Annotated in this window: 23 protein-coding genes and 1 tRNA gene; 16 read left to right on the top strand and 8 right to left on the bottom strand. The window is 69.7% G+C overall.

The features are described from left to right. Nucleotides 1–21 precede the first annotated feature (21 nt). Together CHC08_RS44235 and CHC08_RS44240 are read left to right on the top strand one after the other, a co-directional pair. Nucleotides 22–94, top strand: a tRNA-Glu gene (locus CHC08_RS44235). 142 nt (nucleotides 95–236) lie between these two features. Continuing rightward, nucleotides 237–1,202: a TlpA disulfide reductase family protein gene (locus CHC08_RS44240; RefSeq protein WP_089213369.1), complete on the top strand. Its 966-nt coding sequence runs from the start codon at nucleotides 237–239 to the stop codon at nucleotides 1,200–1,202. Between the two features lie 227 nt (nucleotides 1,203–1,429). Here the strand turns inward: CHC08_RS44240 and CHC08_RS44245 are convergent, their stop codons facing one another. Together CHC08_RS44245 and CHC08_RS44250 are read right to left on the bottom strand one after the other, a co-directional pair. Beyond that, a complete protein-coding gene (locus tag CHC08_RS44245; protein WP_089213370.1) occupies nucleotides 1,430–3,160 on the bottom strand; it encodes a hypothetical protein in 1,731 nt (576 codons plus the stop codon). Between the two features lie 143 nt (nucleotides 3,161–3,303). Further along, a complete protein-coding gene (locus CHC08_RS44250) occupies nucleotides 3,304–4,020 on the bottom strand; it encodes an IclR family transcriptional regulator (protein ID WP_089213371.1) in 717 nt (238 codons plus the stop codon). Nucleotides 4,021–4,091: 71 nt separating this feature from the next. Between CHC08_RS44250 and leuC the strand changes: the two genes are divergently transcribed. The 4 genes from leuC to CHC08_RS44270 all read left to right on the top strand — a co-directional run bounded on the left by leuC (nucleotide 4,092) and on the right by CHC08_RS44270 (nucleotide 6,744). Further along, complete coding sequence (gene leuC, locus CHC08_RS44255) at nucleotides 4,092–5,468, top strand: 3-isopropylmalate dehydratase large subunit (protein ID WP_089213372.1); 1,377 nt, start codon at nucleotides 4,092–4,094, stop codon at nucleotides 5,466–5,468. Between the two features lie 12 nt (nucleotides 5,469–5,480). Further along, nucleotides 5,481–6,068: a 3-isopropylmalate dehydratase small subunit gene (gene leuD, locus CHC08_RS44260; protein ID WP_089213373.1), complete on the top strand. Its 588-nt coding sequence runs from the start codon at nucleotides 5,481–5,483 to the stop codon at nucleotides 6,066–6,068. Continuing rightward, the gene (locus CHC08_RS44265; RefSeq protein WP_089213374.1) at nucleotides 6,047–6,301 is read left to right on the top strand and encodes an SCO5555 family protein; all 255 of its coding nucleotides are present in this window, start codon (nucleotides 6,047–6,049) and stop codon (nucleotides 6,299–6,301) included. Before leuD ends, CHC08_RS44265 begins: the two co-directional genes overlap by 22 nt. A gap of 143 nt (nucleotides 6,302–6,444) precedes the next feature. Further along, nucleotides 6,445–6,744 (top strand): HU family DNA-binding protein, encoded by a 300-nt coding sequence (locus tag CHC08_RS44270; RefSeq protein WP_089213375.1) that lies wholly within the window; start codon nucleotides 6,445–6,447, stop codon nucleotides 6,742–6,744. A 140-nt stretch (nucleotides 6,745–6,884) separates the two neighbouring features. Here the strand turns inward: CHC08_RS44270 and CHC08_RS44275 are convergent, their stop codons facing one another. After that, complete coding sequence (locus CHC08_RS44275) at nucleotides 6,885–7,088, bottom strand: hypothetical protein (RefSeq protein ID WP_089213376.1); 204 nt, start codon at nucleotides 7,086–7,088, stop codon at nucleotides 6,885–6,887. 94 nt (nucleotides 7,089–7,182) lie between these two features. Between CHC08_RS44275 and CHC08_RS44280 the strand changes: the two genes are divergently transcribed. Next, nucleotides 7,183–8,424: an MFS transporter gene (locus tag CHC08_RS44280; RefSeq protein ID WP_089213377.1), complete on the top strand. Its 1,242-nt coding sequence runs from the start codon at nucleotides 7,183–7,185 to the stop codon at nucleotides 8,422–8,424. Here the strand turns inward: CHC08_RS44280 and CHC08_RS44285 are convergent. Continuing rightward, on the bottom strand, nucleotides 8,330–9,103 hold the full coding sequence (locus CHC08_RS44285; RefSeq protein WP_089213378.1) for a TetR/AcrR family transcriptional regulator: 774 nt from the start codon (nucleotides 9,101–9,103) through the stop codon (nucleotides 8,330–8,332). The two genes, CHC08_RS44280 and CHC08_RS44285, sit on opposite strands and share 95 nt — an antisense overlap. 224 nt (nucleotides 9,104–9,327) lie before the next feature. Between CHC08_RS44285 and CHC08_RS44290 the strand changes: the two genes are divergently transcribed. Then, nucleotides 9,328–10,782 (top strand): MFS transporter, encoded by a 1,455-nt coding sequence (locus CHC08_RS44290; RefSeq protein ID WP_089213379.1) that lies wholly within the window; start codon nucleotides 9,328–9,330, stop codon nucleotides 10,780–10,782. Between the two features lie 151 nt (nucleotides 10,783–10,933). Here CHC08_RS44290 and cofC read toward each other — a convergent pair whose 3' ends face one another. Beyond that, nucleotides 10,934–11,602, bottom strand: coding sequence for a 2-phospho-L-lactate guanylyltransferase (gene cofC, locus CHC08_RS44295; protein WP_089213380.1), 669 nt, complete (start codon nucleotides 11,600–11,602; stop codon nucleotides 10,934–10,936). A 106-nt stretch (nucleotides 11,603–11,708) separates the two neighbouring features. Here cofC and CHC08_RS44300 point away from each other — a divergent pair, with 106 nt between their 5' ends. From CHC08_RS44300 to CHC08_RS44315, 4 genes are read left to right on the top strand one after another with little or no spacing between them, the layout of a single operon-like run. Next, on the top strand, nucleotides 11,709–12,377 hold the full coding sequence (locus tag CHC08_RS44300; protein WP_245878946.1) for a lysophospholipid acyltransferase family protein: 669 nt from the start codon (nucleotides 11,709–11,711) through the stop codon (nucleotides 12,375–12,377). Between the two features lie 20 nt (nucleotides 12,378–12,397). Next, complete coding sequence (locus CHC08_RS44305; protein ID WP_089213382.1) at nucleotides 12,398–13,408, top strand: NAD(P)H-dependent glycerol-3-phosphate dehydrogenase; 1,011 nt, start codon at nucleotides 12,398–12,400, stop codon at nucleotides 13,406–13,408. Then, nucleotides 13,405–14,628 (top strand): trans-sulfuration enzyme family protein, encoded by a 1,224-nt coding sequence (locus tag CHC08_RS44310; RefSeq protein WP_089213383.1) that lies wholly within the window; start codon nucleotides 13,405–13,407, stop codon nucleotides 14,626–14,628. The genes CHC08_RS44305 and CHC08_RS44310 overlap by 4 nt, the downstream gene beginning before the upstream one ends. A gap of 54 nt (nucleotides 14,629–14,682) precedes the next feature. After that, nucleotides 14,683–15,792, top strand: coding sequence for a D-alanine--D-alanine ligase family protein (locus CHC08_RS44315; protein WP_089213384.1), 1,110 nt, complete (start codon nucleotides 14,683–14,685; stop codon nucleotides 15,790–15,792). Here the strand turns inward: CHC08_RS44315 and CHC08_RS44320 are convergent. Further along, nucleotides 15,784–16,221, bottom strand: a complete 438-nt coding sequence (locus CHC08_RS44320) for a DUF3515 domain-containing protein (RefSeq protein WP_089213385.1) — start codon at nucleotides 16,219–16,221, stop codon at nucleotides 15,784–15,786. The two genes, CHC08_RS44315 and CHC08_RS44320, sit on opposite strands and share 9 nt — an antisense overlap. A 16-nt stretch (nucleotides 16,222–16,237) precedes the next feature. Continuing rightward, nucleotides 16,238–16,471 carry an Lrp/AsnC family transcriptional regulator gene (locus CHC08_RS44325; protein ID WP_089213386.1) on the bottom strand — a complete coding sequence of 78 codons (234 nt, stop codon included), beginning with the start codon at nucleotides 16,469–16,471 and terminating at the stop codon, nucleotides 16,238–16,240. 51 nt (nucleotides 16,472–16,522) lie between these two features. Here CHC08_RS44325 and CHC08_RS44330 point away from each other — a divergent pair, with 51 nt between their 5' ends. The 3 genes from CHC08_RS44330 to thiD all read left to right on the top strand — a co-directional run bounded on the left by CHC08_RS44330 (nucleotide 16,523) and on the right by thiD (nucleotide 19,485). After that, the gene (locus tag CHC08_RS44330; RefSeq protein WP_089213387.1) at nucleotides 16,523–17,479 is read left to right on the top strand and encodes a thiamine-phosphate kinase; all 957 of its coding nucleotides are present in this window, start codon (nucleotides 16,523–16,525) and stop codon (nucleotides 17,477–17,479) included. Nucleotides 17,480–17,578: 99 nt separating this feature from the next. Next, nucleotides 17,579–18,658, top strand: a complete 1,080-nt coding sequence (locus tag CHC08_RS44335; RefSeq protein ID WP_089213388.1) for a hypothetical protein — start codon at nucleotides 17,579–17,581, stop codon at nucleotides 18,656–18,658. Nucleotides 18,659–18,681: 23 nt separating this feature from the next. Next, entirely contained in the window at nucleotides 18,682–19,485 is an 804-nt protein-coding gene (gene thiD / locus CHC08_RS44340; protein WP_089213389.1) for a bifunctional hydroxymethylpyrimidine kinase/phosphomethylpyrimidine kinase, read from the top strand. A 161-nt stretch (nucleotides 19,486–19,646) separates the two neighbouring features. Here the strand turns inward: thiD and rpmB are convergent, their stop codons facing one another. Next, the gene (rpmB, locus tag CHC08_RS44345) at nucleotides 19,647–19,832 is read right to left on the bottom strand and encodes a 50S ribosomal protein L28 (protein ID WP_089213390.1); all 186 of its coding nucleotides are present in this window, start codon (nucleotides 19,830–19,832) and stop codon (nucleotides 19,647–19,649) included. 199 nt (nucleotides 19,833–20,031) lie between these two features. Between rpmB and CHC08_RS44350 the strand changes: the two genes are divergently transcribed. Then, nucleotides 20,032–21,621 carry a DAK2 domain-containing protein gene (locus CHC08_RS44350; RefSeq protein WP_089213391.1) on the top strand — a complete coding sequence of 530 codons (1,590 nt, stop codon included), beginning with the start codon at nucleotides 20,032–20,034 and terminating at the stop codon, nucleotides 21,619–21,621. Nucleotides 21,622–21,641: the final 20 nt, after the last annotated feature.

Consider the following 21,641-nt stretch of genomic DNA (forward strand, 5'->3'; position numbering starts at 1 on the left):
TACCACTGTCTTCTCTTACAAGGTCCCGTCGTCTAGTGGCCCAGGACGCCGCCCTCTCAAGGCGGTAGCGCCGGTTCGAATCCGGTCGGGACTACATCGTGAAACCCTCGAAAGCATTGGCTCTCGGGGGCTTTCTGCATTTCTGAGGGAAATCAATTTTTTCTCCCGAACACGCCCTTGACTGGATAGTCCTGCTGTCCAATGATTGGATAGCGATACTATCCGGGGAGATCCAAATGATCACATTGCTGGCGGACGGGCACGAGGAGAAGATCGAGGGGTTGGTCGTGCCGCACGGGGCGACCATTCTCGGCTGGGAGCGCAAGCCGCACGGCTGGTGCAGTGGAGACGCGTGCATCCCGTCGTTCCGTGCCGCCGCCGCTGAGACCGAGGACGGTGTGGACCTGCTGAGGTTCGCCGGGCTGCTCGGCAGGCCGGCGGTGGCCGACACGGACGAGGGAGTGCTCGCGATCGGCGAGCCCACCGGACTCGCCCTCGACCGGGCGCCGGAGTTCGGGCCACTCCCCGGCCTGCGCGGCACCAAGGTCGCGGTGGTTTTCTGGGCCTCCTGGTGTGGCTGCCGCTACGACCTGCCCGCCTGGGAGACCCTGCACCGGGAGCTCGGCGGGTACGGCTTCAGCGTCGTCAGCGTTTCGCTCGACCGCGACCCCGAGGCCGCCGGGGAGTGGCTCGCGGATCTCACCCATCCGGCGGTGGTCGACGCCGACGGCCGGATCGCCGAGCTCTACAACGTGATCAACGTGCCGACCGTGGTCTGGATCGATGAGGAGGGCCGGATCGCCCGGCCCCAGGACACCATGACCGCCACCGACACCTTCCGTTCGATGAACGGACTGTCCTCCGAGCAGGCCACCGCGGCACTGCGCAGGTGGGTGATCGACGGCGAGGCCGGGACGACCTCCCGGGAGCTACGAGCCTCCACCGACGACGAGCGTCTTGCCCGGCTGCACGCACGGCTGGCCGCGTGGTTGTTCCGTGGCGATCGCAGGGTCGCCGCCGAGCGGCACCTGGCGGAGGCCGCGGCTCTCGCCCCCCATGATCTGGCCATCCGCCGGGGCCTCATGCCGCTCGGCGGCGTCGACCCCTTCGGCGAGCAGTACTTCGAACTCCGTGATGAGCTGGAGGCCGAGGGCATCGCGATCTATCGGCCGCTGCCCGACTGGCAGGAGGATTCCCTGTGAGACGTCCCGGAAGGGGATCCCTCCGTCGGGAAGCGAGGACGACGCTGCCCGACCGGCGGGAGGATCCCCGGGGAGGTGGCTCACCGCGGTGCCGGGCCGCCGTGGCGGGATCCGGACCATGGGTGGCGGGCCGGATCGCCGGTACGGTCGGGGCTCGGGGCGTGAGTGGCGAGGACGGCAGGCCGTAGGCCCGAGCCACTCACGCCCCGCGCGAGCTTCCCGCCGCGCTAGTTGTGGTTGGAGCGGGCCTTGAACAGGGCCCGTTTGGCGGCCTTGCCCACCTGCTTGTCCGGGTGAGCCTTGCCGATGGCCTCCAGCAGCTCCTCAAGGTGCGGGTGCGGCACCTTCCAGATCACGTCGAGCAGGTTGACCAGGTCGCCGATGTCGTCCAGGCTGCTGACGAACTCCGGGCGGCCGAGACCGGCGGAGATGGTCAGCATGTCGAGGATCAGCCAGTGGGTGTCGGCCTGGGTGGGCGAGGGAGCGTCGTCGATGCCCAGCTGGGCCAGATGGGTGGCCGCGTAGGGACGCAGCGACGGCTCGTCGAGAGCGTCCTTCCAGGCGGGCACGGCCTCCTCGCCGAGCGAGCCGACCATGCTGGCCGCCTGGACCCGGATCAGGGCGTCCGCGTCGTCCTCGGCCGCGGCCTCCAGCAGCTCCTTGGCGGCCTGGGCGGGGGCACGCAGCTCCATCCAGGCGGCGAACTCGGCGTCCGCCTCCTCCTCGGGCAGCTCCGCGCTGAAGGAGAGCAGATCCAGGGCGGTCATCGCGTCGATGGCGGGCCGGGCATCCAGCTCGATGTCGGCGTCGTCCACCAGATGGACGAGGCCCTCCATGCCGAGCGAGGTCAGCCGTACCTGATCGTGCTCGACCTCGATCATGCCGTAGCCGGTCAGCCATTCAAGCACCGGGTTGAGCGGGTCGCCGTACCGCTCGGCGGCCGCGGCCCAGGCGTCGGCGCCCAGGTCGTCGTATTCGGCGGCGGCCTCGGCCAGCTCGGTGCGGAGCTCGGCCAGGGGTTTGGAGCCGGTGGCCAGGAGCACCCGGATCAGCAGGGCCCGGGTCAGCCCGGACAGGGCGATCGTGGCTTCCTCGTCTTCGAGCTCGGGGTCGCCGTAGTCGATCGAGTGCAGACCGGCCATCCAGGCGTCCAGAGCGTCGTCGTCCTCCTCGAAGGGCCAGTCCGCGGTGTCGGCGTCGGCACTGACGGTGTCTTCGCCCTCGGGCTGGAGGAAGTCGAGGTCGATCGCGAGGTTCCAGATGTTCCAGAGCGCGGGCACCGAGTCGGCCAGCGACTTGTCCCCGGGCTCGGGGGCCGCGAGCCCCAGGGCGGCGAGGGCCTCGCCGATCTCGGCGTCGCTGAGCAGGCTCGTCTCGCCCACGCGGCGCTCGGATCCGACCCAGACCGCGAGGTCACGGGCCTTGGCGATCAGGGTCGTCTTCCGGGTGGCCGCGGCCAGCTCGGCGTCGGGGCGGAGCCGGATCGTCGGCAGATCGGAGAGTTCGTCCGCGAACGGCTCGAAGTCGCCCAGTCCCTCGGACTCCTCCTCGTCCTCGTCCTCGTATTCGTCCTGTTCGACGACGAGCTCCTCCATCGCGTCGACAAAATCGTCTTCGAGGCGGTCGAGCTCGACGAGCAGATCGTCGAGTGAGGCGGAGCCCTTGCTCAGGTGGTTCGACTCCGACAGGAAGGTCAGATAGGCGCGGACCGCGGGCACCATGCCGTCGGCGGCGGCGTCCGGATCCTCCACGACCTGGGGCATCCGGTCGAGCAGCACCGTGCGCAGATCGGCCTGCTTCCACCGGCCGACGTCGTCGGAGGCGATCAGCCGGTGCCATAGGGCGACGGAGCCGACCAGGTTGGCATCGCTGCCGGGCGCGTTCTCACGCGCCCAGAGGATGAAGTTCTGGAGCAGGGGACGCAGTTCAGCGGCGGCTGCCTCGATGCGATCTGTCACCTACCCAGCCTAGGGGGCCGCAAGGGTGCTCGCCTCCTCATATCGCACGGGTCAGCCCAGCCGATGTCATGTGGCTCACCGACAGGCCAGGCCGATCGTGCGCGGACGGCGCGTGAATCCGTCGCGATCCCTCGCGGGAGGGCTCAGTTGGCCCGCCGCATCGACTCGGTGATCCGCTCGGCGGCGGTGACGACGGGGGCGGCGTGCAGCCGGCCGGGAGTCCGGGTCAGGCGCTCGATCGGACCGGAGACCGACACCGCGGCCACCACTTTGCCCCCCGCGCCGCGGATGGGCGCCGAGACGCTGGCCACGCCCTGCTCGCGCTCGCCGACGCTGTGCGCCCAGCCCCTGCGCCTGACGCTCGCCAGCGTGGCGGCGGTGAACTTGGCCCCGCGCAGCCCCCGGTGCAGGCGGTCCGGCTCCTCCCACGCCAGCAGGATCTGCGCCGCCGACCCGGCGAGCATCGGTAGCGCCGAGCCGACCGGCACGGTGTCGCGCAGCCCGCTGGCACGCTCGGCGGCGGCCACGCACACTCGTTCGTCACCTTGGCGCCGGTAAAGTTGCGCGCTTTCGCCAGTCATGTCCCGAAGCTGGGTCAACACCGGAGAGGCGACGGCCAGCAACCTGTCCTCACCGGCCGCGGTGGACAACTCGGACAGACGCGGGCCCAGCACGAATCGGCCCTGCGTGTCGCGGGAGACGATGCGGTGATACTCCAGCGCGACGGCCAGCCGGTGGGCCGTGGGGCGCGCCAGGCCGGTGGCCTGGACGAGTTGTGCCAAGGATGCAGGGCCCGCTTCAAGTGCGTTGAGCACGAGGACGGCCTTGTCGAGTACGCCGACTCCGCTAGAGTTGTCCATGCACCGATACTGACGTCTCGACATATGAGAAAGCAAGTGGGGTGCGAAATCGGCGATCGCAAGGAGGCGACATGGGCCGCACGCTGGCGGAGAAGGTCTGGGAGCAGCACGTCGTACGACGTGCCGAGGGCGAGCCTGATCTGCTCTACATCGACCTTCACCTCATTCACGAGGTGACGAGCCCGCAGGCGTTCGACGGCCTGCGTATGGCGGGCCGGCCCATTCGGCGGCCCGAGCTGACGATCGCCACCGAGGACCACAACGTCCCGACCGTACGCGGTCCCATCAGCGATCCCGTGTCACGGGTGCAGGTGGAGACACTGCGCAAGAACTGCGCGGAGTTCGGCGTCCGGCTGTACCCGATGGGTGACGCGGGCCAGGGCGTCGTGCACATCATCGGCCCGCAGTTCGGTCTGACCCAGCCCGGTATGACGATCGTGTGTGGCGATTCCCACACCTCCACGCACGGAGCCTTCGGCGGCATCGCCTTCGGCATCGGCACCTCCGAGGTGGAGCACGTGCTGGCCACCCAGACGCTGCCCGCCTACCGGCCCAAGACGATGGCCATCGAGGTCTCCGGCACGCTGCCGGCCGGGGTCACCGCCAAGGACCTGATCCTGGCGATCATCGCCAAGATCGGCACCGGCGGCGGCCAGGGCTACATCGTCGAATACCGTGGCGAGGCCATCCGGGCGCTCTCCATGGAGGGCCGGATGACGGTCTGCAACATGTCCATCGAGGCGGGCGCCAGGGCGGGCATGATCGCTCCGGACGAGACCACGCTCGAATACCTCAAGGGCCGTCCCCACGCGCCGGCCGGCGCGGACTGGGACGCCGCGGTCGAATACTGGAAGACGCTGACGTCCGACGAGGACGCCGTCTTCGACACGGTCGTGGAGATCGACGCCACGACGCTGACCCCGTTCGTCACCTGGGGCACCAACCCGGGCCAGGGGGCTCCCCTCGGCGCGTCCGTGCCGGATCCCCAGGACACCGACGACCCGGCCGCGGCCGCGCGCGCCCTGGAGTACATGGGGCTGGCCGCGGGCACCCCGCTCCGTGACGTGCGGGTGGACACGGTTTTCGTGGGCTCCTGCACCAACGGACGGCTGGAGGACCTGCGGGCCGTGGCCGACGTGCTGCGCGGCCGTCAGGTCGTCACCCGCACGCTGATCGTCCCCGGCTCGATGCTGGTCAAGCTCCAGGCCGAGCAGGAGGGGCTGCACGAGGTATTCAAGGCCGCGGGCGCCGAGTGGCGTGAGGCCGGCTGCTCCATGTGCCTGGGGATGAACCCCGACACCCTCGCCCCCGGCGAGCGCAGTGCCTCGACCTCCAACCGCAACTTCGAGGGGCGTCAGGGCAAGGGCGGCCGTACGCACCTCGTCTCCCCGCAGGTCGCCGCAGCGACCGCCGTCACCGGCAAACTGACCGCGCCCGCCGACCTGTAAGGAGTTTTCGCGATGGACGCCTTCACCACCCACACCGGCCGGGCCGTGCCGCTGCGTCGCGGCAACGTCGACACCGACCAGATCATCCCCGCCGTCTGGCTCAAGCAGGTCAGCCGGACCGGATTCGAGAAGGGCCTGTTCTCCGCCTGGCGCGAGGACCCGGCCTTCGTCCTGAACAACCCCGCCTACGAGGGCGCCTCGATCCTCGTCGCCGGACCCGACTTCGGCACCGGTTCCTCGCGAGAGCACGCGGTCTGGGCCCTGCAGCAGTACGGTTTCCGCGTCGTGATCGCGGCCCGCTTCGGCGACATCTTCCGCAACAACTCCACCAAGATGGGGCTGCTCCCCGTCGTCCTGCCGGCCGCGGTCGTGGAGGCCTTGCAGAGCGCCGTGGAGGCGGACCCCTCCCTGGAGGTCACCGTTGACCTGGAAGGGCGTCAGGTCCGCTGGGGCGGCGAGGCCGTCGGATTCGAGATCGACGACTACACCCGCTGGCGGCTGATGGAGGGCCTGGACGACATCGGACTGACCCTGCGCAACGCCGACGATGTGACGGTGTACGAGAATGGTCGGCAGCCATGGCTGCCGACGACTGTCTGACACGTTCAGAGAACGAGCTGGCGCGGCGGTTGCGCGATGCGCACCGTCGCGTTCGCGTGCTGCCCATCCCCCCGGCAGAGCGACAACGCCTGTCCAGACGCCTGCTCGCCATCTGTGATGTGTCAAAACATGATCTTGATCATGCCGCAGGGCGTCTCGATTTATTCCTTCTAGACCTTGATGTTCTGGTTTCAGATACGCCGAGTGCTGGAAACATTGCGGAAGGTGATTGAGTCATACGGCTCTGTCCCTTAATTTCAAGCGGGCAAGGGGTTTCTCTCTGAGTTGAGACCTCTCGTCGTGACAAAACGGGTGAGACGGGTTTTCTGCCTCATGACCCACTCCCGGACATCGGTAAGACAGGGGGAGCAACCTTATGAACAAAAAGGAACTCGTCGACGCCATCGCGGACAAGATGGGCGACAAGAAGACGGCCACCGAGGCTGTGAATGCGGTGATCGAGACCATTCAGTCAGCGGTCGCCACCGGTGACAAGGTTTCGCTCACGGGCTTCGGCGCCTTCGAGATGGTGCACAAGCCTGCCCGTACGGCCCGCAATCCTTCGACGGGTGCCGAGATCCACGTCGCCGAGAGCTGGGGGCCGAAGTTCCGGCCCGGTTCCGACTTCAAGGAACTCGTCAACACGGGTGGCAAGAAGAGCGCGAAGAAAAAGTAGCCCTCACGCGAGCACCCGGATTCCCGCCGAGGGAGTCCGGGTGTCCGGCTTCTCCTTACGGGGGAGAGCTCTGCCGGGCAGGTGGAGGGCCTTGTGCGGGGAGATCGGCCGGGGGCCTTTCCCAGCACGAGGCCCGAGGCCTATCGGGGCACGGGGAAGGTCGAGAGCGTGACGTAGGTGATGTCGTCGCCGTCCATGACGATGTTGACCCGCTGGCCGGACCTGAGGAGTCTCAGCGGTCCCGCGTCGAACGCCGCCGCATCAAACGGGATCTCGCTCCCGTCGTCGAGGAACACCGACCCCGACCGGGTCGTCGCGTCAAAGATCCGCACCGTTGCCTGCACCCGATCAGCGTAACCCGCCGGAAAAGCGGTTGACCGGCTTCGCGGGGGGCCGCCACGATGCCTCATCATGGGCGCGGGTGACAGAAGAACCGGCATGTGGCAAGACGCGTCGTTCCGGCTTTTTCTGGGGGCCGACGCGATCAGCCAGGTCGGAACCCAGATCACGCTCGTGGCCCTGCCGCTCGTGGCGATGCTCACCCTCGACGCGAGTTCCTTCCAGATCGGGGTGCTCACCGCGGCCGAGATGGCCGCGTTCCTGCTCCTCGGGCTGCCGGCGGGCGTGTGGGTGGACCGGCTCCGCCGCCGTCCGATCCTGATCTGGAGTGACCTGCTCCGCGGCGCCGCGCTGCTGTCCGTCCCGGCCGCCGTCGCCCTGGACGCGATGACCCTGCCCCACCTCTACGCCGTCGCCCTCCTCATGGGTGTCGGCGCGGTCTTCTTCGACGTCGCGCACATGAGCTTCCTGCCCTCGCTCGTCGGCAAGGACGATCTGCTGAGGGGGAACGGCACGCTGGAGACGCTGCGCAACACCGCCGTCCTGTCGGGTCCCGCGCTGGGCGGCTGGCTGGTGCACGCGCTGAGCGCGCCGATCGCGCTGCTCGCCGACGCGGTCAGCTATCTGGTCTCGGCGCTGTTGCTCGGCGGGGTGCGCGCCGAGGAGACGATCACACCGGTCGCGGAGCGCCGCAGGCTCGGGGAGGAGATCGGCGAGGGCGTCCGTCACGTCGTGGGACACCCGGTGCTTCGCCGTATCGCCGTGCTCGGCGCGCTGGTCATGTTGTCCAACGGCATCTGGGCCGTGGCCCAGCCGCTCTTCCTGATCAGGGCGCTCGGCGTGAGCCCGGGGATCTACGGTCTGCTGCTCTCCGGCGGCGCCGTCGGAGGGTTGATCGGCGCGGTGCTCGCGTCGCGCGTCGCGGTCCGCTTCGGCATCGGCCGCGCCATGTACGGGGGAGCCGCCCTGGCGGCCCTGGCCGTACTGATCTCCCCGCTGACGGCCGAGGGCTGGCGGCTGGCGCTGTTTCCGCTCGGCTGCCTGCTGAGCGGAATCGGCGGCGCGGTGTTCGGCATCAACCAGCTCAGCTACCGCCAGCGGATCACCCCGGAGCACCTGCTCGGCCGCATGAACGCCAGCATGCGCTTCCTGATGTGGGGGGCCGCACCGGTCGGCGGCCTGCTGGGCGGGGTGCTGGGAGAGATCTTCGACGCGCACACCGTGCTGTGGGTCGCCACGGCCGGCATCATGGTCGCTCATCTTCCGGTGCTGACGTCCCGGAAGATCCTCCGGCTTCGGTCTTCTCCACCTCCTCCACGAACGACGCCAACCCTCGGATGATGATCTCGATGCCGAGGTCGAACCGGTCGTCGTTGGAGTTTTCGAACATGGTGTTGGAGAGTGCGACCAGGTGTGGGAAACGGTCGGGCGGCAACTCCTCGAAGTATCGCTCGAGGGTCTCCCGCATCTCCGCCCAGGAATTCTGGCCGGACTCGCGGCGCCGGGTCTCCCACATGCTCTCCTCAAGGGCGAAGCCGTCGATGAACGTGGAGATCACGTCGCCGGCCGCCCCGGCGACGCGGTCGGGCAGCCCGCCCGCGCGGAAGATGCCGAGGATCCTGTCCATGTACGGCAGCGTCTCGGGGCCGAAGGGAATGCCGCCCATCGAGATCCGGGCCATGTCGCGGTGCTTGTGCAGTCTGGCCCGTCCGTCGCGGGCGTACTCCGCGACCTGCTCGCGCCAGTGCTCCGGATCGGGTTCGGGCAGATCCCAGTCGTCGAACATCCTGACGTACATCAGCTCGAACAGCTCGTCCTTGCTGCTCACGTGGGAGTAGAGGGCCGAGACCGCGACGCCGAGCTCGGCCGCGACCTGGCGCATGCCCAGTTTCTCGTAACCCTCCCGGTCGAGCACGACGTAGGCCGCGTCGACGATCCGGTCCCGGGTGAGAGGGATCCGTGCGGGAGCCGTCCTCCGGCGTGACCGTTCCCAGGGCAGCGCGGGCAACTCGTCGTTCATGACGCCAGTGTAACGCTGCGCCGAACAATGATCGGTGTGGAGAACACCGCTCATTTTCACGATATATCTTGTCACGCGAACCGATGCGACATATCTTAAGAACGTCGCACTGTGGAATGAACGCCGTTCTCTAATAGAACGTCGATCGCCTATAGTGAACGACGTTCATCAGAGGTGGGCGCTGTGTCCCTCGAATTCCACCCAGATCCCCTGAGGAGAGCACCATGACCAGTGACGTGACGGCCGCAGTCGACGCGCCACCCGAACCCCCGCTCTACCGCTGGCGTTGGGCCGCCCTGTTCGTGATCCTGGCCGCGGAGGTGATGGACCTTCTCGACGCCATGGTCACCAACATCGCCGCGCCCACCATCCGGGCCGAGCTCGGCGGCACCGCCGCCGTCATCCAGTGGCTCGGCGCCGCCTACACACTCTCCATGGCGGTCGGCCTGATCACCGGCGGACGGCTCGGCGACATCTACGGCCGAAAGAGGATGTTCCTCATCGGCGCCGCCGGATTCACCGTGGGCTCGCTGCTCTGTGCCGTCGCGCAGTCGCCGGAGTTGCTCGTCGGCGCGAGGGTCGTCCAGGGACTGTTCGGCGCGGTCATGCTGCCGCAGGGGCTCGGCATGATCAAGGAGATGTTCCCGCCGAAGGAGATGGGCGCCGCGTTCGGCCTGTTCGGGCCGGTCATGGGCCTGTCCTCGGTGGGCGGCCCGATCCTCGCCGGATGGCTGATCGACGCCGACTTCTTCGGCACCGACTGGCGCATGATCTTCCTGATCAACCTGCCGCTCGGCCTGGCCGCCATCGTCGCCGGACTGCGCTACCTTCCCGAGTCGCGCTCACCACACCCCCTCAAGCTCGACTTCGGCGGCGTGCTCCTGGCCTCCCTGGCCGGACTGCTCCTGGTCTTTCCCCTGGTCCAGGGCCGTGAGAGTGACTGGCCCGCCTGGTCCTTCGTCATGATGGGCGCATCCGTCGTGGTCTTCGCGATCTTCGGCTGGTTCGAGTCCCGTAGAAGCCGCGCGGGTGGCGATCCGCTGGTCGTGCCCAGCCTCTTCCGCAAGCGGGCCTTCACCGGCGGCCTGCTGACCGGCCTGGTCTTCTTCTCCTCTATGTCGGGCTTCGCCCTGGTGTTCAACCTCTACACCCAGGTCGGTCTCGGCTACTCCACGCTGAAGGCCGGCCTGGTGATGATCCCCTGGTCGCTGGGAATGGTCGTCGGCTTCGGCCTCGCCCAGATGGTGCAGCGGTTCGGCCGCAAGGTCCTGCAGGGCGGCGTCCTCGTCATGGCGCTCGGCACGCTCGGCGTCCTGCTGACGGTCACCCTCGCGGGGATGGACGTGACCCCCTGGCAGTTCGTTCCGGCGCTGACGGTCACCGGCATCGGGATGGGCCTGCTGATGGCGCCGTTCTTCAACATCGTGCTGGCCGGGGTCGAGCAGCACGAGAGCGGCTCGGCCTCCGGCACGCTCACCGCGGTCCAGCAGCTCGGCGGGGCCTTCGGCGTCGCCCTGCTCGGCACGGTCTTCTTCGACCAGCTGGGGATCGGAGCGAATCCCGACGTCATCGGGGCGACGCGGATCGTCCTCTGGATCGTCGCCGGGATGCTGCTGACGACCTTCCTCGCCGCCTTCCTCCTGCCGAAGCACGCCGTGGAGGAGAACGCCGGACATTGAGCTCAAGGAGCGCGATCCCCCGACCGGGGCAGGCGGAGGCCGGACGGCAGGGGAGCCCGATGAGCGCCGCGCCCGGGACCGAGCTTCGTGACGGACGGAGTCCAGACGGCCGGGGAGCCCCCTCCAGCGGAGGCGGAGGGGGCTCCCCGGCTCACTTGTCCGGCTCCCCGCCCCTGATCCTCTCCACCACCGCCAGGGTGCGGGGGCCGACGCCGAGGGCGAGGGCCACCCGGAGGTCGTCGGGGGTGTCCACGTCCCGCCGGACCGAGTCGATCCCGTCCAGGCAGAGCTCCTTCGCGCCCCGCCGGAGGTGACGGTCCCGTGACTCGCCACCGAATCCTGGGGTGAACGGCACGCCGGGCCGTACCCCGTAGAAGGTCGTGCCGACCTCGACGGCGTCGGGCAGGAACATCTGGTCGAACTCCGCGGCGGCGGTGAGCACGAGGGCCAGCTCCGCCGGGCGCAGAGCGGGGAGATCGGCCTGGAGCGCGCCGACGGCGTCGGCGGGAGCCAGCCGTACCGCCTCCCGGGCACCGCGGCGGAGGGCGGCGTTCAGCCCCGCCTCGGGGTCGCCGACCACGTGGGCACCGACGCCGCCGAGCGCCTCGGCCGCCACAGGGTCGCCCGTCACCACGACGACCCGTGCGACGAGCACGCAGCTCAGCGCCGCTTCGACGGTGTCACAGGCGATCGCCACGGCCAGCGCGGCCCGGTGCGGGCCCGCCGCCGCCGACAGCCGGGTCTTGGCGGCGACCAGCGTCTTGACCGGCACGACGAGGGTCCAGGTGAAACTCTCCGGAGCAGGCATAACCTTAAGCATCCCGCCTCGACATCTCGCGGAGTCAACCGGGAGACTGGGGGCGCACCCCGCTCATCTGGAGGAGCCCATGAGACGTCCTGGATGGCCTTCGCGATTCTGGGTCGCCGTGGCTGTCGCGATCGTCAAGCCGATCTCCTGGCTCCTGGTCAAGAAGGACTGGCGGCGCAGCGACCGCCTGCTCAAGGCCGGCGGGATCATCCTGGTGACCAACCACCTGTCGTGGCTGGATCCGATCCTGATCTCGCACTACCTCTACAACAACGGGCGCTGGCCGACGATCCTCGCCAAGTCGGGGCTCTTCTCCGTGCCGGGGCTCGGGCACATGGTGAAGGAGCTCCAGGCCATCCCGGTCTACCGGGGGAGCGCCGACGCGGCACGCTCGCTCGGGGAGTCGGAGCGGCGGATCGCCGACGGGGCGTGCGTGATGTTCTACCCGGAGGGGACCTGCACCCGTGACCCCGAGTTCTGGCCGATGGAGGGCAAGACCGGCGCGGCCAGGCTGGCCCTGGCGACCGGCGCGCCGGTGATCCCGGTCGCTCACTGGGGGGCCCAGAAAATCCTGCCCTACGGGAGCAAGAGGCCCAGCCTCTTTCCGCGCAAGACCTTCCACGTGCTGACCGGACCGCCGGTTGACCTGTCGAAGTACGAGGGGCAGCCGCTGCACGCGGACGTCCTGCGCGACGCGACCGCCGACATCATGGCGGCGATCACGGTTCAGCTCGCCGAGCTGCGAGGGGAGAAGGCGCCAGGGGCGCCGAAACCCGTTGACAACTGACTTCGGCGTACGGTGATGAAATGACCAAGGCGGCTGTATTCGGCACGGGCTCGTGGGGCACTACCTTCGGCATGATTCTTGCGGGGGCGGGCACCCGGACGACCCTGTGGGGCCGGCGGGCGGAGGTGGTCGAGGCGATCGACCGCCGTCACGAGAATCCGGACTACCTTCCCGGTGCGGTGCTGCCCGACACCCTGCGTGCCACGACCGATCCCGCCGAGGCTCTCGACGGCGCGGACTTCGTGGTGCTCGCGGTGCCCTCCCAGACCCTGCGGTCCAACCTGAGCCGGTGGAAGGCGGATCTGCCGCCCGACGCGGTGCTGGTCAGCCTGATGAAAGGCATCGAGCTCGGCACCACCAAGCGGATGAGCGAGGTGATCTGCGAGGTCGCGGAGGTGCCCCAGGAGCGGGTCGCGGTGGTGTCGGGACCCAACCTGGTCGGTGAGATCGTCCGGGGCCAGCCCGCCGCGACCGTGGTCGCCTGCACCGACGAGCGGGCCATGGAACGCCTCCAGGCGGCCTGCTATATGCCGCCGTGGTTTCGCCCCTACACCAACCCCGACGTGGTGGGGGTGGAGCTCGGAGGGGCGATCAAGAACGTGATCGCCCTGGCGGTCGGCATCTCGGCGGGGATGGGACTCGGTGACAACGTCGGGGCGATGCTGATGACGCGCGGGCTGGCCGAGATCTCCCGGCTGGGCGAGGCGCTCGGCGCGGATCCGCACACCTTCGCGGGCCTGGCGGGGATGGGCGATCTGATAGCGACCTGTACGTCCCCATTGTCCCGGAACCGTACCTTCGGTGAGAATCTTGGACGGGGTATGACCTTGGCCGAGGTCGTCGCCGCCACGAAACAGACCGCCGAGGGGGTCAAGTCCTGCGAGTCGGTCCTCGAGCTGGCCAGGAAGCACGACGTGGAGATGCCGATCACCGAGGTGGTGGTGGCGGTGGTCCACGACGCAATGCCACCAAGCGAGGCCGCGGTGCTGCTGATGTCGCGAACTCCCAAAGCGGAACGGTACGGTCTGTGAACAGACGCACACGCAGGAGGCAGGGCGAGAACACCCGATCGGTGCACCTGCCCCCCGCGCTCGCGCCCCAGCAGAGCCCCTTCGGCCTTCCTGTGTGGCGCAACTCCGCGTGGAGCTTCGGCGACTCCGCCGAATACGCCGACGCGTTCGACGAGAAGGGCTCCGGTTTCGCCGAGGGCCGGATCGACAATCCCACCACCGCCGCCTTCGCCGCGGCGGTGGCCTCGCTGGAGGGCGCCGCGGCGCCCGAGGATGTGGCGGGCCAGGCGTTCGCCTCGGGGATGGCCGCGATCAGCACCGTCCTGATGACGTTCCTGCGCGCGGGCGCGCACATCGTGGCCCCGGCCCCCCTGTACGGCGGGACCCACTCCCTGATCACCAATGTGCTGTCCAGGTTCGGGGTCGGCGCGGACTTCGTGGACTACGGCGATCTCGCCCGGGTGCACGCGGAGGTCAGGCCCAATACGAAGATCATCTATGCGGAGACGCTCTCCAACCCGACGATGGCCGTCTCCGACATCCGCGGCCTCTACCGGATCGCCCGCATGGCCGGGGCGCTGCTGGTGGTCGACTCCACCTTCGCCACCCCGATCGTGTGCCGCCCCCTCGAACACGGCGCCGACCTGGTGATCCACTCCGCGACCAAATACCTCGGCGGCCACGACGACTGCACCGGCGGCGTCGCGGTCGGCCGTCCCGACCTGGTCGCCCAGCTGCGCGAGGTCCGCATCGACACCGGCGGGACGCTCTCCCCCGACGACGCGTTCCTGCTGCGCAGGGGACTGGAGACCCTGCCGCTGCGGGTGCGCCGGATGTGCTCCACCGCGATGCTGTTCGCCGCCGCCGTGGCCAAGCACCCCGCCGTGCGCCGGGTCGACTACCCGGGGCTGCCCGGCCACCCCGGCCACCAGCTCGCCAGACGCCTGTTCGACTCCGGCCCCGAGGGCACCAGATACGGCGCCTGCGTGACGATCACCCCGCACGGCGGTTACAGCGCGGGCGTGGCGCTGGCCGACGCTCTCAAACTCGCCTCGATCGCCACCTCCGCCGGCGGCACGCGCACCAAGGCCGCGCATGTGGCCTCGGCCACCCACCGCCGGCTCGGTAACGGCTCCGGGGTCGACGCGGGGGCGGTCCGGTTCTCCGTCGGGCTGGAGGACGCGGAGGACCTCATTATGGACGTGACCAAGGCTCTGGACTCCCTTCCCCGTATCGGGTAGATAGGCGCGTCTAACAGGCAGATTGCCCCCTAAGAGGGGGTAGATTCGGTCTTCATGAGTGAACAGCACGAACCCCGTCCGCGGGTCGCCGTCGTCTTCGGCGGTCGTAACTCCGAGCACGCCGTCTCCATCCTTGGAGCCGGCAGCGTGCTGGAGGCCATCGATCGGTCCAAGTACGAGGTGGTTCCCGTGGGGATCGCCCGGGACGGACGGTGGGTGCTCGCCTCGGGGGACCAGCGTTATGAGATCGACGGCGGTGAGTTGCCCGCCGTGGACGCCCAGGGCTCCGGGCTGGCACTGCCATCCGGCGGAGGGCCACTGGTGGCCTATGACTCGGGCAGCATTCCGATTGAGCTCGGCCATGTCGACGTGGTCTTCCCCGTGATGCACGGGCCGTTCGCCGAGGACGGCACGATCCAGGGGCTGCTGGAGATGGCCGGGGTCCGCTACGTCGGCTCCGGGGTGCTCGCCAGCGCGGTCGGCATGGACAAGGCCTACATGAAGATCGTGCTCGCCGCCGCGGGTCTGCCCGTCGGCCCGTACGTCGTCGTCCGCGACCGCGACTGGCGGACCGACCGCGACCGGATCCTCAAGGAGGTCCAGGAGCTCGGCTGGCCGGTCTTCGTCAAGCCCGCCCGAGCCGGGTCCAGCCAGGGCATCTCCAAGGCGCACAACCTGGAGGAGCTGGAGCGGGCCATCGAGTTCGCCCGGGAGCACGACCCCAAGGTGCTGGTCGAGGCCGCGATCGCGGGGCGTGAGATCGAATGCGCCGTGCTGGAGTCCATGGGCGACGAGGCCGCGCGGGCCAGCGTGCCCGGCGAGGTGCTGGTCCGCGGCGACCACGAGTTCTTCGACTTCGAGGCCAAGTACATCGGCGACGACATGTCCCTCTCCGCGCCCGCGGACATCCCCGAGGACGTGACGGAGAAACTGCGGGCGATGGCCGTCCGCGCGTTCGAGGCGCTGGGCTGCGAGGGGTTGTCGCGTGTCGACTTCTTCTACACCGACGAGGGCAAGCTGATCCTCAACGAGATCAACACGATGCCGGGCTTCACCGCGATGTCGGTCGCGCCGCAACTGTGGGCCGTCAGCGGACTGTCCTACCCCCAGCTGGTCGAGCGGCTGATCCAGCTCGCGCTGCACCGCTCTCCCGGCCTACGGTAGCGCCGCCTTGATGGGTGCCGCGAGATCGATGAGCACGTTCTGCGGAGTGTGCTCCTGGGAGATCGTCACCTCGACGTAGGCCTCCCGGCCGATCGCCGTGAACAGCGTCGGCCTGGTGGGGTCGGGGAACCACGCCACCCCGTCGATCTCCGGCACCTGGTCGGTGGCGGCCATCGTCACCGGCCGCGGCACCCCGCAGCGCAGCGCGATCTGGGCCTCCCCCCACACCGCGACGTACGGCGAGGCGGGGGTGGACTCCACCCGGTCCGCGCCGTCGAGCTTCTGCGGGAGCCGCTCCCCGAGGTGCTTGCACGCGGCCACGGCCGCCCCCTCGGGGACGGGCGGTTCCATCCGGACGGTGCCGCCGCATCCCGCCAGGATCAGCAGGGCGCAGGCGCACCCCGTCCAGCGGGCGAACCGGAGAGACATCTCACATTCCTGATGGTCAGATATGAACGATGGGACACGTAAGAGTACGTGTGATTCCCTCTACCGCCTGAATCTGCGCCACCACGAGCTTGCCGAGCTCGTCCACGTTGCGGGCCTCGGCCCGAACGATCACGTCGTAGGGACCGGTGACGTCCTCGGCTTGCGTGACACCGGGGATTCCGGAGATCTCGCTGGCCACGTTCGCGGCCTTGCCGACTTCGGTCTGAATGAGAATATAGGCCTGCACCATAACGTCCTCCCGGGCGATTGGATCAGTGCCGAAAGGTCACCGTACCCTGTCATGAACAGGAGGTGTGTCATCACAGTCGGAGATCTCGGCGAATTCGGGGTTATTGCACGTATTGCCGGACGCTTGCCACAAGGTAGGACCGTACTGCTCGGTCCCGGGGACGACGCCGCGATGTTGAGTGCTCCTGACGGTCGGGTCGTCGTGACAACGGACCTCTTGATCGAGGGTAGGCACTTTCGGCGTGATTGGTCCAGTGGTTACGACATAGGTCGTAAAGCTGCGGCACAGAATCTGTCCGACATCACGGCGATGGGGGCCGTGCCCACCGGCATCGTGGTCGGCCTCGGTCTGCCCTCCGACGCCGCCCTCACCTGGCTGGACGATCTCACCGACGGCTTCCGCGACGAGTGCGACCTCGTCGGCGCCAGCGTGGCGGGCGGGGACATCACCCGTTGCGATCTGGTCGTGATCGGCGTCACCGCTCTCGGTGACCTGGGCGGGCGCGCACCGGTCACGCGTTCGGGAGCGCGTCCGGGAGACCTGGTCGCGGTGGCCGGGAGGCTCGGGCACGCCGCCGCGGGGCTCGCACTGCTCCGCGAGGGCCGTGACGGGCCGGCGGAGCTGATCGAGGCCCACCGGCGGCCGGCGCCCCCCTACGCCTGCGGAATCGAGGCGGCCACGTTCGGCGCGACCTCGATGCTCGACGTCAGCGACGGACTGCTTCAGGACCTCGGGCACGTCGCCAAGGCCTCCGGGGTCGCCCTCGTGCTCGACCCGGAGGCCTTCGTCATCCCTCCCCCGATCGCCGACGCCGCCCGGCAGCTCGGCGCCGACCCGCTGGAGTGGGTGCTCTCCGGTGGCGAGGACCATGCCCTCGCCGCGACTTTTCCCGTTCACGCACGGCTCTCGCCGGCCTGGACCGTGGTGGGCCACGTGATCGAGGGGGAAGGTGTACAGGTCAAGGGCGTTTCGCTGGTCCGCGGCGGCTGGGACCACTTCCATGAGTGACGTTTCCCACCTCCTGTGACATCAGTGAAATTTGCGACAAACGGTTATTAAACTGGTATGAAGATGGGCGGTCGAGATTCCCTAGAGGAAAGGGGCAGTATGGGCCGCCATGCGGAACACGGGGAAGACGCTTCCTCCAGCCGGGGAAAACGTAGGTCGAAGGACACCCCGGAGCCAGGCAACCCCGACGGGGCGATCGGGCGCCGGCTCCGTCCCGAGGAGTCGGCGATCGTCGAGACACGGACCGGATTCCTGGGGTCGGGATGGTCTTCCGCCGAGACCGAGCTGTCCGATTCGGTCCGGCCCGAGGAGAGACGCCGCTCCGGCGGGCGGAAGATGATGCTGCTGGCCGTCGCGGCGATGATCGTGGTTCTCGGCGGCACCGTGGTCGGCGTCCAGGTGATGACCAGCCCCGCGGGGTCGAGCACCGACTGCCCGCCCGGCGGCTGCGTCCTGGCGGCGTCGAACCAGCCGGTGCCGCAGGCCGAGACCGGCGAACCGGCCGGCGATCCCGCCTTCGGCGAGGAGCCCGACCGGGAGCCGGGGAAGCAGGGAGAGCCAGAGGCCACTCCGACCCCCGAGGCCACCCGCCGGAGTGGCGCCGTCGTCTCCGCCCCGAGTCCGACCCGCGCGCCCAAGGCCACCCGCGCCCCCCGGTCCGCAGCCGCCGAGCCGCTGTCCACCGGTGCGCGTTCGCCCGCGGACGGACCGGAGCTCGCGGACGAGCCGGAGTCCGCGGACAGGCCGGAGGAGAGCCCTGAGCCCTCTTCGAGCCCCGTCTCCGGGCCGCTCGAAGCCGACGAGACCGACGCTCCGGCGCAGCCCCCGGTGGACACCGCGCCCGCGCCCGCCCAGACCTCCGAGGCGCCCGCCCCGAACGGTCCCGCGACGATCAGGGTCGGTGCCGGCGTCGTGAGGGAGAAGTCAAGGGAATACACCGTCAGGCTCGTGGTCACTGCGGGCCAGAGGGTCAACGGCCTGAGGCTGAGCCTGCCGGTGAGCGGAAGGGTCTCCTCGGTGAGCGGGGCCGCCGGGAAGCAGATCGGCGACACCCTGGTGATCGAGTCGGGCAAGGACCTGGAGCCCGGTGAAGATCTGATCGTCAACTTCACCGCGCGCGGCCGGGCGGAGATCCCCCAGACCTGTGAGAGCGGCCAGGGGGAGTGCTCGGTCTCCTGATCTGAGACTGGTTGGATGGGGACATGACCGATTCGACCCCTCCTCGCGTGCTGACCGTCGCCGGTTCCGACTCCGGCGGTGGCGCGGGCATCCAGGCCGACCTGAAGACGATGCTGGCCCTGGGCGTGCACGGCATGAGCGTGATCGCCGCGGTGACCGCCCAGAACTCGCTGGGCGTGCAGGGATACTGGGAGCTTCCTCCGGAGGCGGTCCGCGCCCAGCTCGACTCGGTGCTCGGCGACATCGGCGCCCAGGCGGTCAAGACCGGGATGCTGGCCTCGTCCGCGCTGGTGGAGACCGTCGCCGAGGTGTTGGCGGGTCTGGCGGGGCTGGACGTGCCCGTGGTGGTGGATCCGGTGGGAGTGTCCAAGCACGGTGACGCGCTGCTCGCACCGGAGGCCGTGGAGACGATGAAGCAGCGTCTGCTGCCGGCGGCCACCGTGGTCACCCCCAATCTGTGGGAGGTCTCACAGCTCACCGGGGTGAAGGTCGAGGACGAGGGAGACCTGCGCCGGGCCGCCGACGCGGTCCTTGAGTTCGGCCCCACGTGGGTGCTGGTCAAGGGCGGTCATCTGCCCGGCGCCCCGGTGGACCTGCTGACCGACGGCACGCGGGAGTTCCGCTTCACCGCCGAGCGTCACGACAACCGGCACACCCACGGCACGGGCTGCACCCTGGCCTCCGCCATCGCCTCCCACCTGGCCCTCGGCGAGGACGTCCCCTCCGCCGTGGAGAAGGCCAAGGCGTACGTCACCGGCGCGATCGCGCACGGCTTCCCGCTGGGCGCGGGCATCGGCCCGGTGGACCACGCCTGGCGCCAGCGCTGAAGCAGGCACCGAAAGCCGTGGACCGCGCGGGTGGCGAGGCGGCTCTGCGGCTGGGGCGACCCCGCCGGACAGGCGTTGAGAGCGCCGCACCGGCATAGGCGCCAAAAGCAGCAGCCCGCCGTCCCCTGGGAAGGGGACGGCGGGCTGCTGTGAAGGTCTGGCTAGCGAGTGACCTTGCCGGCCTTGATGCAGGAAGTGCACACGTTCAGCCGCTTCGGCGTGCCGTTCACCACTGCGCGCACGGGCTGGATGTTCGGGTTCCAGCGGCGACGCGTGCGTCGGTGCGAGTGGGAGATGTTGTTGCCGAAGGTCGGCTTCTTAGCGCAAACATCGCAGACGGAAGCCACGGTTCGCTCCTTCATATCAGTCGAGAGGCCCGATCCGCCGCGCTAGCGGGCGGTCATCGGGCACGCCGGGACGACCGGCTGGCCATATGAGGATATCCGATGTTCGGCCATGCACGGCAACGTGAGCCGCCATGACTGGCCGAACGGGGATAATCTCCGTTGGCAACGGTAGCGCATCCCGGAGGGGAGAAGGGCAGGCATGCTGCAGGTCCTCGACCCGTCCGCGATCCGGCGGTGGTCGCGGCTGGCCGCGGAGACCCTGGGAAAGGCGCGCGAGGAGATCGACGCGCTCAACGTCTTTCCCGTGCCCGACGGCGATACCGGCACCAACCTGTACCTGACCATGCTCTCGGCGGCCGAGGCGCTCGACGGGCTGCCCGGCGACGCGGACGCGGCGACCACCTGGCGGACGCTCGCGCAGGGAGCGATGATCGGCGCCCGCGGCAACTCCGGGGTCATCGTCAGCCAGGCGCTGCGCGGTCTCGCCGAGGTGCTGAAGGGGGCCGAGGGCTGCGGCGCCGACCTCGGGCGGGGCCTGGTCAGAGCCGCCGAACTGGCCCGTGAGGCGGTGTCCCGGCCGGTCGAGGGCACGGTGCTGAGCGTGCTCACCTCCGTCGCCGCGGCGGTGGGCGACCTGCGGGGCGATCTCGTCTCGGTCGCGAGGAAGGCGGCGGAGGAGGCGCGCTCCGCGCTTCGCCGTACCCCGGACCAGCTCGACGTGCTCGCCCGCAGCGGCGTCGTGGACGCCGGTGGAGCGGGCCTGGCGATCATCCTTGAGAGTCTCGCCGCGGTGATCACCGACTCCTACACCGGGCGGGTGGACATCCCGGTGCCGGTCCACCCGGCCGGCCCGGGTGCCGCGCGCCCGGAGCCGGAGGAGGGGCCCGGCCATCCCGGCTACGAGGTCATGTATCTCCTGGACGCCGACGCGGCCGCGGTGGGCGTGCTGCGCGGGGAGCTGGACGCGCTCGGCGACTCGCTCGTGATCGTGGGCGGCGAGGACCTGTGGAACGTGCACGTCCACGTGGACGACGCGGGCGCGGCCATCGAGGCGGCCCTGCGTCTGGGACGCCCCCACCGGATAAAGGTGACCTACCTGGCCGGGCCCGGCAGGACCCACCCGGTCGCCCGCGGGCGAGGGGTGGTGGCCGTGGCCGCGGGGCCCGCGCTGGCCGCCGTGTTCGAGGAGTCGGGCGCCGTGGTGGTCCGCCGCGAGCCCGGCTCCAGCCCGCCCCTCGCGGCGGTGCTCGCCGCGATCCGGGAGGCGGGCTCGGAGGTCGTGGTCCTGCCCAACGACGGCGGGGCGCGCGAGGTCGCGGCCGCCGCCGCCGAGATCGCCAGGGAGGAGGGGCTGGTGGTCAGCGTGCTGCCGACGAGGGCCTCGGTGCAGGGCCTGTCGGCGCTGGCCGTCCACGACCCGCTGCGGCGCTTCGACGACGACGTGGTGGCCATGACCGAGGCCGCCGCGCACACCCGCCACGGGCACGTCTGGGTGGCCGATCGCGAGGTCATGACCAGCGCGGGGCTGACCGCGCGCGGAGACGTCCTGGGCGTGATCGACGGGGACGCCGCGGTGATCGGCACCGACCTCGCCGGCACCGCGCTCGAGGTCGTCCGGCGCATGGTGTCGTCCAGCAGCGAGCTGGTGACCGTGCTCGAAGGGGCCAACGCGCCGCCGGGACTGGCGCGGGCCGTACAGGATCATCTGGGCGCGACGAGGCCCGACGTCGAGGTGGTTCTGTACGAGGGTGGGCAGGGCGGTTACCCGTTGCTCATCGGCGTTGAGTGAATTCTGTCGCCGGGACGCGA

The organism is Streptosporangium subroseum (assembly GCF_900188345.1).
Taxonomy (GTDB): domain Bacteria; phylum Actinomycetota; class Actinomycetes; order Streptosporangiales; family Streptosporangiaceae; genus Streptosporangium; species Streptosporangium subroseum.